Annotated in this window: 10 protein-coding genes; 6 read left to right on the top strand and 4 right to left on the bottom strand. The window is 70.3% G+C overall.

Features of this window, described 5'->3' with window-relative positions; all coding sequences use genetic code 11:
• Positions 1-1,371, top strand: coding sequence for a dihydrolipoamide acetyltransferase family protein (locus AC0QSG_RS08150; RefSeq protein ID WP_475377239.1), 1,371 nt, complete (start codon positions 1-3; stop codon positions 1,369-1,371).
• A 20-nt stretch (positions 1,372-1,391) separates the two neighbouring features.
• On the opposite strand, the gene AC0QSG_RS08145 is transcribed toward AC0QSG_RS08150, so the two are convergent.
• Positions 1,392-3,260 (bottom strand): HNH endonuclease, encoded by a 1,869-nt coding sequence (locus AC0QSG_RS08145; RefSeq protein WP_475377238.1) that lies wholly within the window; start codon positions 3,258-3,260, stop codon positions 1,392-1,394.
• A gap of 447 nt (positions 3,261-3,707) precedes the next feature.
• On the opposite strand from AC0QSG_RS08145, the gene AC0QSG_RS08140 reads away from it, so the two are divergent.
• The 3 genes from AC0QSG_RS08140 (at position 3,708) to AC0QSG_RS08130 (ending at position 6,157) form a co-directional block, all read left to right on the top strand.
• Positions 3,708-3,902, top strand: a complete 195-nt coding sequence (locus AC0QSG_RS08140) for a hypothetical protein (protein ID WP_475377237.1) — start codon at positions 3,708-3,710, stop codon at positions 3,900-3,902.
• 132 nt (positions 3,903-4,034) lie between these two features.
• Complete coding sequence (locus tag AC0QSG_RS08135) at positions 4,035-4,913, top strand: MBL fold metallo-hydrolase (protein ID WP_475377236.1); 879 nt, start codon at positions 4,035-4,037, stop codon at positions 4,911-4,913.
• A 2-nt stretch (positions 4,914-4,915) separates the two neighbouring features.
• The gene (locus AC0QSG_RS08130; RefSeq protein ID WP_475377235.1) at positions 4,916-6,157 is read left to right on the top strand and encodes an MFS transporter; all 1,242 of its coding nucleotides are present in this window, start codon (positions 4,916-4,918) and stop codon (positions 6,155-6,157) included.
• Positions 6,158-6,225: 68 nt separating this feature from the next.
• On the opposite strand, the gene AC0QSG_RS08125 is transcribed toward AC0QSG_RS08130, so the two are convergent.
• From AC0QSG_RS08125 to AC0QSG_RS08115, 3 genes are read right to left on the bottom strand one after another with little or no spacing between them, the layout of a single operon-like run.
• On the bottom strand, positions 6,226-6,570 hold the full coding sequence (locus AC0QSG_RS08125; RefSeq protein WP_475377234.1) for a YnfA family protein: 345 nt from the start codon (positions 6,568-6,570) through the stop codon (positions 6,226-6,228).
• Between the two features lie 47 nt (positions 6,571-6,617).
• Positions 6,618-6,989 carry a GNAT family N-acetyltransferase gene (locus AC0QSG_RS08120; RefSeq protein WP_475377233.1) on the bottom strand — a complete coding sequence of 124 codons (372 nt, stop codon included), beginning with the start codon at positions 6,987-6,989 and terminating at the stop codon, positions 6,618-6,620.
• A gap of 40 nt (positions 6,990-7,029) precedes the next feature.
• Positions 7,030-7,956 (bottom strand): phosphatase PAP2 family protein, encoded by a 927-nt coding sequence (locus AC0QSG_RS08115; RefSeq protein WP_475377232.1) that lies wholly within the window; start codon positions 7,954-7,956, stop codon positions 7,030-7,032.
• 72 nt (positions 7,957-8,028) lie between these two features.
• On the opposite strand from AC0QSG_RS08115, the gene AC0QSG_RS08110 reads away from it, so the two are divergent.
• Positions 8,029-9,045: an o-succinylbenzoate synthase gene (locus AC0QSG_RS08110; RefSeq protein WP_475377231.1), complete on the top strand. Its 1,017-nt coding sequence runs from the start codon at positions 8,029-8,031 to the stop codon at positions 9,043-9,045.
• 89 nt (positions 9,046-9,134) lie between these two features.
• Entirely contained in the window at positions 9,135-11,216 is a 2,082-nt protein-coding gene (locus tag AC0QSG_RS08105; RefSeq protein ID WP_475377230.1) for a PhoX family protein, read from the top strand.
• The last annotated feature ends 26 nt before the right edge of the window (positions 11,217-11,242 follow it).

The raw sequence follows: 11,242 nt of genomic DNA, 5'->3' as shown, positions 1-11,242 counted from the left end.
ATGCCCGTCAAAACCTTTCTGCTCCCCGACCTCGGCGAGGGCCTGACCGAGGCCGAGATTGTCTCGTGGCTGGTGGAGGTCGGGCAGACCGTTGCCGTCGACCAGCCGATCGTGGAGGTCGAAACCGCGAAGTCGATGGTCGAGGTTCCGAGCCCTTTCGCGGGGGTCGTGAGCGAGCTCTTCGGGTCCGCGGGGGACACCATGGACGTCGGCAAGCCGCTGGTTTCCATTTCCGATGGGGCGGGGGAGGCGTACCGCGAGGAGGAACGCGCCGGGACCACTGCGCCGGCCGCCGAGCCGGCGGCTCCCGCGGAGGCTTCGCCCAAGGAGGAGTCGGGGTCCGGCAATGTACTTATCGGTTACGGGACCCCCGGCGGGAGCGGTGCCACGGGGCGTACGCGTCGTCCGAAGGTCGCCGCCCCGGCTGCGATCGCGAATACTGAGGCCGCGCAGACGATGACGGCTCCGTTGGTTGTTTCGCCGCTGGTGCGCAAGTTGGCCCGGGAACACGGCATTGATGTGGCCCGCATCGCTGGTTCGGGTCCGCGCGGGCTCGTCCTCCGCCACGATGTGGAGTCAGCCATCGGTACTGCCACGGATACTGCGCCACCCACCGATGCCGCTCCGCCGACGAAGCAGTCGGGGGATCTCGATGCCCGCTCGGGCCTTGGAATGTCGCGTATCCCTGTCAAGGGTGTCCGGAAGTCGATCGCACAGGCCATGACGCGTTCCCGCGCGGAAATTCCCGAGGCCACGGTGTGGGTCGATGTGGATGCCACCGCGCTGGTTGAGATGCGGGGGGCGCTGAAGAAGGCGAACCCAACGGGGGCGCCAGGCCTTCTCGCGTTCATTGCGCGGTTTGTCCTTGCGGGGCTCGCCAAGTACCCGGAGTTGAATACGCGTGTCGAAACCGCTGCCGACGGTAGCCAGGAAATCGTTTCGTTCGATGGCGTGAATCTGGGCTTTGCGGCGCAAACCGACCGCGGCCTGATGGTGCCAAGCATCCGTCAGGCGGATCGGCTGAGCGCTCGCGAGCTCGACGCCGAACTGAAGCGACTGGCCGGCGTCGCGCGTGAGGGCAAGGCGACTCCCGCGGAACTGACCAGCGGAACGTTCACGCTGAATAACTATGGGGTGTTCGGGGTCGACGGGTCGGCCGCCATCATCAACTATCCCGAAGCGGCAATTCTCGGGGTGGGTCGGATCATTGACCGTCCTTGGGTAGTGGATGGGCAGTTGGCAATCCGCAAGGTGACTGAGTTGACCCTGACCTTCGACCACAGGGTGTGCGACGGCGGAACCGCCGGAGGATTCCTTCGCTACGTGGCTGACGCGATCGAGAACCCGGGATCGGTACTCGCGGATCTGTAGGGGTAAATCCGGCAGGCGTCTCATGCGGCTTTGCGTGGTTTGAGGTGTTGGAGGAGTCGTGTTCTGCGGTGTTGGCCGCGGTATTCGACGAGTTCGCCGGAGGGTTGTCCCGGGGCCGGTGTGCCCGGGAGGGCCGGTGCGGTGGAGGTGTAGGTGTGGCCGGTGGGCGTGGCGATTTGGACGGTGTGCCGTGCTCCGGGGACGGGGATCGCTGACCAGCCGGGGGCTTCCTTGGCGTAGTTGCATCTTTCGCAGAGCGCCTGGGAGTTCTCCAGGGTGGTGGGTCCGCCGGCGGCGGCGGGGACGATGTGGTCGTGGTGGCGGAAGGGGGCGTCGCACCAGGGGTTGGAGCAGTCCTGGTCGCGGGCGGCGACCATGCGGCGCATCCCGGCGGGGAAGATCCGCGCCCGGGAGTCCATCGCCTGCAGCTGCCCGGTGGTGGGGTGGGTGTAGAGCCGGCGCAGCCAGACCAGCGACCCCGGCGGCGGCGGGGCGGGTTGGACGTCGTTCCCCGGAGACCAGGTGACCGTCCCCTGCCCGGGATCCGGTGGGCGGGCCGGCCCGGGGTCGGGTGGGCGGTGGAACGCCGTTCCGGGCCGGGCCGCTGCTGCCGGGTCGGGGCCGCGTTCGCGTTCCCATGCCGATCCGCTTCCGGCGACCGCGTCGCCGGCCACCGCCTCGCCGTCCTCCGGGATGGCGCCTCCCGCGGCTTTGGTGGCGCCAACGGCATCGGCGGCATCAGGATCATCCGTGTCCGGGGTGTCCGGGGTGTCCGGGGTGTCCGGGGTGTCCTTGGGGTGGAGGCGGATGAGGTCGCGGGCATGTTGGGCGGGGATGGTTCCGTAGCCGGTCAGGTGCGCCGGTTCGGCGTCGGCCTGGAACAGGGCCCGGTCGGTCATGACGAGCTGGACCTGGACGTCGATGCCGTCGGCGACGGCCTTGCCGGTGGCGCGTTCGTAGAGGGTGTCCGCCATCCGCTGGCCCTGCCCGCGGGCATCCCCGGTGGCGCGGAGCCGGTCCGCCTCCTTCGTGAGGGCGGCCCGGACGGCGACGCCCTGGGCGACCGGCAGCAGCGCGGTGACGTAGACCATCGTCTCCGGCGCGGGGCGGAACGTGACGCGGCGTTCGCCTTCGGCCTTGCGCGAGCGCTTCACGACCGCGGCCGGGTCCACCGCGGCCGCGATGGCCCTGGCCTTGTTCCGCAGGGCCTTGTCCCCGACGCCTTCGAGCAGGTCCGGGTCCGCGCAGAGTTGTTCGTCGGCCGCGGCCCGGTCCTGGACGGACAGGCACGCGGTCTCGCGCACCAGCACCGTGGCCCGCCACTCGCTCAACGCCCCCGTCTCCAACGCGGCCAGGGTGTGGGGCATCTCCGAGACCAGGGCCTTCGCGAGGGCCAGGTGCGCGGCGCCCTGGTGCGGGGACTCCCGCCGGGCCAACCCGATCTGGTGCCCGATCCCGTCCCCGCGCCTGTCCGCCGGGATCCCGGCGTCCGCGCGGGCGGAGCGCGTCGAGGCATCCAACCCCGCGGCCAGGCGGGCCTGCGCCGCGCACACCGCGGACTTCACGACCTCCAACCCCCGGATCAGATCCACCACCGCCGCATCCCCGCGATCCACGGTCCCCCGCCGACGGATCACCGTCCCATCCGAAACATACGACCCCCCGCCCCGTTCGGCTGCCCGCGAAAGGACGGTAGGGCCGCCGGAACCGCCGGGATCGGCGGCGGACTCGGCCACCAGGTCCGCGTACCGCATCCCGGCCAGATACTCCGCCACCGCACCCACCGCACCCACCGCCGCCAGCTCCGCCGCGAAGCCACCCGGCCCACCCACGGTCTCGACGTCGGCCGGGGAACCCGCACCCGCGGATTCAACGCCGGGGAAATCCACGCCGGGCGACGGAGGCGATGGCGATGGCCCCGGTGGCACCGAAACCGAGGGCTCCGGCTGGGGCGGCGGACTTTGCGCCGAACCCGGCACGGCGTCCGACTCAGCCCCTCGCACGGAGCCCCGCTCGGCACCGGACCCGGCGCCCGGTCCGGCGCCCCGCTGGGGGCCCGGCTCCGGCTTCGACTGCGGTTCCTTGAACATGACTCCACGCTACCGACCACCACCGACAAAATGGGAACAAAGATTCGAATGGGAAGAAGAAGTTTTTCCGCCACCTGTGTAGGGACGGTCGTGCCGCCACAAACCGCCCGAAGCCGGGCCAGGACCGGGATGATCCGTGTAGCAAGCGCAACGGTCCAGGCCTTCCTGCATCCCGGCGACCGGGACTCCGGTAGCCGTCACCGCCCCGCACTCCCCACCGCGGCGCCGCGGGCCTATCCTTGCCCCATGGAGATCCTTCCTCAGAGCTACGAAAAGTACCTCGAGACGCTCGGTGCTTCGACGGCGCATGCACTGCGACCCGTATTCATGGAATCCGTGGCCGAAGGCGACCACGGCGTGCACGTCCGCGGCCTGGGCACGCACTACGAGCAGGCGTTCGTCGACGACAAGGTGCCCTTCGGCGAGGTGCGCGTCACCTGAGCCCGCGCGCGGGAACGCGCCGACGCGGCCCCAGAAGGCGGCGCCGGGGTAGGCGTTTGTGCGGACGGCGACCGCACCCGGTATTTTGATGGGTGGGCACGACCGTCCGGACATCTGCGAACAAGGGGCCACATGAGCAACGCAATCCCACCACCCGAGGTCAAGGAGGCGGCCGAGGCCGCCGGCTGGGAATACATCGGCGAAAAGTCGTGGGTGCTCGTCAACGCCGGATTCACCATGAACACCGGACTGATCGTCGGCGACGAGAAGGCGCTCGTCATCGATCCCGGCGCCGGCCCGCGCGAGGCCGCGCCGACGTACGACGCCATTCGCGCCGTCACGGATCTGCCCCTGGTCGTCGTCAATACCCATGCCCACGGCGACCACTACTTCGGCAACGACTACTTCCGCGCCCAGGGTGTCGAGACGATCTGGGCCCACCACCGCACCGCCGAAGAGATCGCGTCCAACGGCGAGTCCCAGCGCATGCTCGTTCGGGCCGCGGAACCCGAAATGGGTGAGGGGAAGGGCGCCTACACGCGCATCGTGGTGCCTGATTCCGTGGTCCGGGACAAGCCGGTGGACCTCGACCTGGGCGGCCACACGGTGACCCTGTTCCACCTCGGTAGGGGCCACACGGACGGCGACTTGTTGGTCTCCGCCGGGTCCGTGCTCTTTGCGGGCGACATCGTCGAGGAGGGAGCGCCGCCGAGCTTCGAGGACTCGTACCCGTTGGAGTGGCAGAAGGTGCTCGGCAAGCTGATCGCCATCGACGAGCTCTACACGGTGATCGTGCCCGGGCACGGGCGTCCGGTGGACCTCGAGTTCGTCCGCATGCAGTTCCACAAGCTGCGTCAGGCCATCCTCACGTGCACGGGAGCAATCGCCGAGCAGGTTAACGACTACACCAAGGCCGTCCCGGTGCTTCCGTACGGACCGATTCAGTCGCGCCACCTGCTGACGCGCATCAAGGAGACGGCCGGGCGCCGCATTCAGGGCGCGTCGCGCTGACCGTGGGCGACGACGGGTTCCGGCTCCGCGACATCGGAGTTCGGGTCTACGCCCCGTCGCTGCTATACGCCGTCGGCCTCGGCGCCGTCGTCCCCGTCATAGCGCTCAGCGCGCGCGGGCACGGCGCCAGCATCGCCACGGCGGCCCTGGTCATCACGCTCGTCGGCGTCGGCTCGCTCCTCACGAACGTTCCGGCGGCGTTGATCACCTCGCGCTTCGGCGAACGCTCCGCAATGATCGGGGCCGCGGCGTGGGCGACTACTGGCATGGCGCTTTCCCTGGTCGCGCCGGGCCTGGCGGTGTTCGGCGCGGGCATCCTGATAATCGGCATGGCCGGCTCGGTGTTCAACCTGGCGCGCCAAAGCTATTTGGCGGAGGCCGTGCCCATCAGCCACCGGGCGCGCGCCATGTCCACGCTCGGCGGCACCATGCGCATCGGGGTGTTCATCGGGCCCTTCGCGGCCGCGGCCGCGATGGTCTGGCTCGGGTTGGCGGGCGCCTACTGGGTGGGGCTGGCCGCCATGGTGGGCGCGGCGATCGTCAGTTTCCGCATCCCGGAGCTGGTGCCCGCCGGCGGTGCCCGAACAGGCGGAGCAATAGCGGCCGACGCCGTAGCGCGCGCCAACGTGAACGCACAGTCCAAGCAACGACGCCGGAGACCGACCATGCGCTCCATCGCCGCCGACCATTGGCGCACGCTCGCGACGCTGGGCATCGGCGTCGTGCTGATTTCCGCCGTTCGGTCCACCCGGCAGGCGGTGATTCCGCTGTGGTCGGAGCAGCTGGGGCTGGACCCGGCCGCCGCGTCCGTGGTCTACGGGATTTCCGGCGCCGTCGACATGCTGGTCTTCTACCCGGCCGGCAAGATCATGGACCGCAGGGGCCGTGCCTGGGTCGCGGTGCCGTGTCTGGCGATCATGGGCGCCGCGCTGGTGGTGCTGCCGTTCACCGGCCAGGCGTGGACGCTGCTGCTGGCCGCCATGCTGCTGGGCTTCGGCAACGGAATCGGCTCGGGCATCGTGATGACGCTCGGGGCCGACCACTCCCCGGCGGTCGGCCGGCCCCGATTCCTCGGGCTGTGGAGGCTTCTGTCCGACGCCGGTGTCATGACCGGGCCGGTGGTGCTGGCGGTGGTCACCGGATTCGCGTCGTTGGCGTCCGGAGTTTGGGCCGTGGCCGCACTCGCGTTCCTCGGATCCGCGGTTTTCGGCTACTTCATTCCGCGGACGCCGCCGCCGCGGTAGGTGAGGCCGCCGAGACACCCGCTGGGTTCGAACCCAGGGACGTCCGAACCGACGGACGCGGCGCGGACCTACGACGGCGAAGAACCGCGCGGCGCGAACATGATGACCGCGACCCCGATGAGGCACACCAACGATCCCGCGAGGTCCCAGCGGTCCGGGCGGAAGCCGTCGAACGCCATGCCCCAGGCCAGCGAACCGGCCACGAAGACGCCCCCGTAGGCGGCCAGGATACGTCCGAAGTTCGCGTCGGGCTGCAGCGTCGCCACGAAGCCGTAGAGGCCCAGCGCCATCACGCCCAATCCGGCCCACCACCACGAACGGTCCTCGCGGACCGCCTGCCAGATGAGCCATGCGCCGCCGATCTCGGCCGTCGCGGCGAGCGCGAACAACAGGACGGACTTGAGGATAGTCATGTCCCCATCTTCGTCCATGCCCGGGGGCAGGAGTGCCGGGGCCGCCGCTACGCGCCGGGCTTGTGGGCCCGTTCGTCGGCGACCCGTTCGACGGCGGCGAGGTGCTCCGGGCGCACGGGAAGCGAGTGCTCCTGGAGCTCCGGGTGCTTCCGCACATACGCTTTGATGTAGGGGCACACGGGAACCACCTGCAGTCCGGCCGCGACGGTGTCGTCGAGGGCGAACCGGGCGAGCTTCGACGCGAGGCCGCGTCCGCCGAACTCCTCGTCTACCACCGTGTGGAAGAAAATCCGCGCCGGCGCCGTCCCGTCGTCGAACGGGATCCAATGCGCCTTGCCGATCACCCGGTCGGCCTCGAGGAGCTCGTAGCGGCCGCGTTCGTCGTTTTGCCGCACGGTGATCTCCGAGTGGTTGTCCATGCGTTCCGCCTCTTTCCGTTCCGTTGGCGTGGTCCGAATATCACTCCCGCGCCCGGCGGCGGACCGGCCGCGTCTGCTGCGAGAAGAATACGCTTGCCAGTCCGAACAGGAACAAGGCGGAACCGAAGATCAGGAGGATCCCGCTGACCAGGAACCAGCCCAGCCCCTCGGTGCCGGTCGCCCCGCGTGCGTGCGCCACGAACCAGTAGGTGGCCCCCGCGCCGGACAGGCCCAGAAGGCCGGGCAGCCACAGGAGCACCACCCACACGCGTCCCGACGCCCAGTGCGCGGCGGATCCGCGCCAGACGTTCCAGGCCGGCTGGCCACGCAGGATGACCAGGCCGCCCAGCAGTCCCCAGAACACGGCCAGCAGGTACGCGGCCAGGATGTCGGCCGGCCGGTGCCAGCCCAGGACGAACGTCGCGCCGCCGGCGAGAGCCGCGTACAGGCCGCCGCACGCCGCCACGAACGGGCGCCAGCGCGGCGTCGTGACCAGGAACACGGCCACCATCGACGCCGCGGCGAACGTGGTGTGCCCGGAGGGGAAGGAATTGACGGTCGCCTCGGAGATGTTCTTGTCGGGGCGGTCCAAAACGAGGTGTTTCAGGACCTGGGAACTGAGCACGGCCGCGCCGAAGGCCAGCGCCGCCACGACCGGGGCGAACACGTTGCGGCGGACCACGGCGGCGGCGGCGAGGACCACCACGCCGATCCCGCCCGAGACGGCGGGCAGCTCGCCGAGGAACGCCAGCGCCGGGCGGCGGGCGGCGTCCGCCTTCAGGTAGCCGATGGCGCCCCGCAACGCGTTGTCGTCCGCCTGTTGTCCCGTCGCGGTGAGTACGAAGGCCCAGTAGGCGGCGCCGAACGCGGCGGCGATGCAGAGCATCCCGAGGATCCACAGCGCGGGACTCCGTGCCGCCCGGTGGGAACCCCTGCCGACGGCGGTGAGCACTCTGGTGTCGTTCATTCGCACCAGCGTGCCACAGCCGCATGGGAAAACGCTGGGGCGCGTGACCACCGGTGTATATACAGTTGCCCCATGAGCGCGCACGGTCAACACCGCATCGTTACGCCCGACGTCGGGGAGCTGCTGGCGCGGGCGCACGTCGTCTCGCTGCCGCTGCGCGTCCGCTTCCGGGGCGTGGTCCGGCGCGAGATCCTGCTGCTGGACGGTCCGGAGGGCTGGGCGGAGTTCTCGCCTTTCACGGAGTACGACGACGCCGAAGCCGCCTCCTGGTTGGCGTGCGCCGTCGAGGCGGGTTGGGTGGGCTTCCCGCCGCCCGTGCGCGACCGCGTGCCCGTGAACGCGACCGTGCCCGCCGTCGCGGCGTCCGGCGTCGGAGAGGTGCTCGTGGCCTTCGACGCGGCGCACACGGTCAAGATCAAGGTCGCCGAGCGCGGGCAGTCGCTGGCCGACGACGTCGCACGGGTCGCCGAGGTGCGCCGCCTCCTGCCGCACGCGGCGCTGCGCATCGACGCCAACGCGGGGTGGAACCACACGGACGCGCTGGCCGCGCTGGAGGAGCTCCTGCCCTATGGACTGGAATACGCGGAGCAGCCCGTTGCGGGCATCGACGGCCTGCGCCGGTTGCGGCTCGAGGTGATCCGCCGCGGCTGGGGCATCCCGATCGCCGCCGACGAATCGGTCCGCAAGGAGTCCGATCCGCTCGCCGTGGCCCGAGCCGACGCGGCGGACCTCATCGTGGTGAAGGCGCCGCCACTCGGTGGGATCCGCCGGGCACTGGACATCGTCGCCGAGGCCGGACTGCCCGCCGTCGTCAGTTCCGCGCTGGATTCCTCGATCGGAACGCGGGCCGGCGCAGCGCTGGCCGCGGCCCTGCCTGACCTTCCGTATGCGTGCGGCCTCGGCACCGTGTCGCTTTTCGCCGAGGACGTGTCCACGGAGCGCTACGAGGCGCGCGGCGGTGCGCTGGACCTCCGTCCGGTGGCGGCGGATCCGGAGCTGCTGCGGCGACACGCCGCGCCGCCGGAGCGCCGGGCGTGGTGGCTCGAGAGGCTACGGCGTTGCGGTGAACTTCTGGTGACATCCGCGTAGCGCCCCGTTCACCCGGTGGCAGACCGCGCGTCGACTGGGGGTGAAAGGGTTCCCACGGGAAACGCCCGAACAATTGGAGGACCACCACCATGACCGCCACCCGCAAGTTCCTGCCCATGCTGGGCCATACCCGCGGAAACCGTTCCGCCGCCACCTGCCACTTCAAGTGCGGCAACGCGTGCGCCAAGGACGTGTGCAACACCTCGGGGAACCAGTACTTCCGCGACGTCGCCGATTCGGCGCTGTCCCGCCGCGCCCTGCTGGGCATGTCGGGCGTGGCCGCAGCCGCAGTCGTGCTGGGAACGGACATCGCCTCCGCGCCGCGCGCGCGGGCCGACTTCGGCGGCTACGGCCAGGGCGGCGGCAAGCTGTCCTTCACCGCCATCGCCCCGGTCGAGCGGACCGTCGACACCATGACCGTGCCGCAAGGCTACGACTGGGCGCCGATCATCCGCTGGGGCGATCCGCTCTTCGCCGGCGCGCCGGACTTCGACATCGACAACCAGTCCGCGGCGGCCCAGACGGGCCAGTTCGGCTACAACAACGACTACCTGAACGTCATCGCCGACGGCGGCGGCAAGTCCGGGGTGCTGGTGGCCAACCACGAGTACACCAACGAAGAGATCATGTTCGACCAGGCCTGGTACGACGCGAACATCAACGAGGCCCGCCGGATCGCGCTGGCCGCCCACGGCTTCTCCGTGGTGGAGGTCAAGCGCAAGCGGGCCGGGCAGAAGTGGGAGTACGTCCGCGGCGCCGTGCGCAACCGGCGCATCACCGCGACCACGCCGTTCGCCGTCGACGGACCCGCCGCGGGCTCCGACCTGTTGAAGACGGCCGCGGACCCGACCGGCACGGTGGTCCTGGGAACCCTGAACAACTGCGCCGGCGGCACCACCCCGTGGGGCACCGTCCTGTCCGGCGAGGAGAACTTCAACCAGTACTTCCGGGGGACAGGTTCCGCCACCGACGCGCGCTACGGCGTTTCCGCGGACCCGACCGAGCGCGGCTGGGAGGAGATCGATCCGCGGTTCTCCGGCGCCAACACCGGGTATGAGAACGAGATCAACCGCTTCGGCTGGATCGTGGAGATCGACCCGCAGAACCCAGACTCCACGCCGGTCAAGCACACGGCGCTGGGGCGCTTCAAGCACGAGGGGGCAACCGTCGGCATCGCTGCGGACGGCCGCGTCGTGGCCTACTCCGGCGACGACGAGCGGTTCGACTACGTCTACAAGTTCGTCTCCAGGGACAAGTACCAGGAGGGCAACCGCCGACACAACATGACGCTGCTGTCGGATGGCGACCTGTACGTCGCGCGGTTCTCCGGCGATTCCCCGGCCGCCGAGATCGACGGCACGGGAGCGGTCCCGTCCGACGGCGCCTTCGACGGCTCCGGCGAGTGGCTGCCGCTCGTCGTCGACGGCGAGTCGAAGGTCGACGGCATGACCGTTGAGGAAGTCCTCGTCTACACTCGCCTGGCCGGCGACAAGGTGGGCGCAACGAAGATGGACCGCCCCGAGGACGTCGAGCCGAATCCGGCCACGGGTAAGCTCTACATCGCGCTGACCAACAACACCCGGCGCGGCACGGACGGCAAGGCCGGCGCGGACGAGGCCAACCCGCGGACGCGCAACCGCACCGGGCACGTGATCGAGTTGACCGAGGCCGGTAACGACGCCGCGGCGCTGACCTTCGGCTGGAACATCCTGTTGGTTGCCGGCGACCCCGCGAACGACACGTCCACCTACTTCGCTGGCTACCCGGCGGACAAGGTCTCCCCAATCTCCTGCCCGGACAACCTCGCGTTCGACTCCAAGGGCAACCTCTGGATCTCTACCGACGGCCAGCCGGGAACCATCGGCTACTGCGACGCGCTGCACAAGGTCACGCTGACGGGCGCCGAGCGCGGCCGCGTGGAGCAGTTCCTTGCCGTACCGGCAGGCGCGGAGACCTGCGGGCCAGTGATCCACGACCGCGAGGACTCGGTGTTCGTGGCCGTGCAGCACCCGGGGGACGGCGGAACGTTCGCCGAGCCGACCTCGCTGTTCCCGGACTACGTGTCCGCGAGGGGCCGGGAGAAGAAGGGCGAGGCGTACGCGCCGCGGCCCTCGGTCGTCCAGGTGTTCTCGACCAGCGGCAACCGCGGAAAGGGACGCGGCGGGCGCTAAGCACCCACCGCACGGGGCCGGGGACG

Source organism: Arthrobacter sp. LT660, assembly GCF_056172845.1.
The sequence above is the reverse complement of the archived record's forward strand: the minus strand, read 5'-3'. Positions and strand labels throughout refer to the sequence as shown.

What these genes read in the sequence shown, in the direction of transcription:
- AC0QSG_RS08150 (WP_475377239.1), top strand. Translation starts at nt 1, where the DNA reads ATGCCCGTCAAAACCTTTCTGCTCCCCGACCTCGGCGAGGGCCTGACC.
- AC0QSG_RS08140 (WP_475377237.1), top strand. Translation starts at nt 3,708, where the DNA reads ATGGAGATCCTTCCTCAGAGCTACGAAAAGTACCTCGAGACGCTCGGT.
- AC0QSG_RS08135 (WP_475377236.1), top strand. Translation starts at nt 4,035, where the DNA reads ATGAGCAACGCAATCCCACCACCCGAGGTCAAGGAGGCGGCCGAGGCC.
- AC0QSG_RS08125 (WP_475377234.1), bottom strand. Translation starts at nt 6,570, where the DNA reads ATGACTATCCTCAAGTCCGTCCTGTTGTTCGCGCTCGCCGCGACGGCC.
- AC0QSG_RS08120 (WP_475377233.1), bottom strand. Translation starts at nt 6,989, where the DNA reads ATGGACAACCACTCGGAGATCACCGTGCGGCAAAACGACGAACGCGGC.
- AC0QSG_RS08115 (WP_475377232.1), bottom strand. Translation starts at nt 7,956, where the DNA reads ATGAACGACACCAGAGTGCTCACCGCCGTCGGCAGGGGTTCCCACCGG.
- AC0QSG_RS08110 (WP_475377231.1), top strand. Translation starts at nt 8,029, where the DNA reads ATGAGCGCGCACGGTCAACACCGCATCGTTACGCCCGACGTCGGGGAG.
- AC0QSG_RS08105 (WP_475377230.1), top strand. Translation starts at nt 9,135, where the DNA reads ATGACCGCCACCCGCAAGTTCCTGCCCATGCTGGGCCATACCCGCGGA.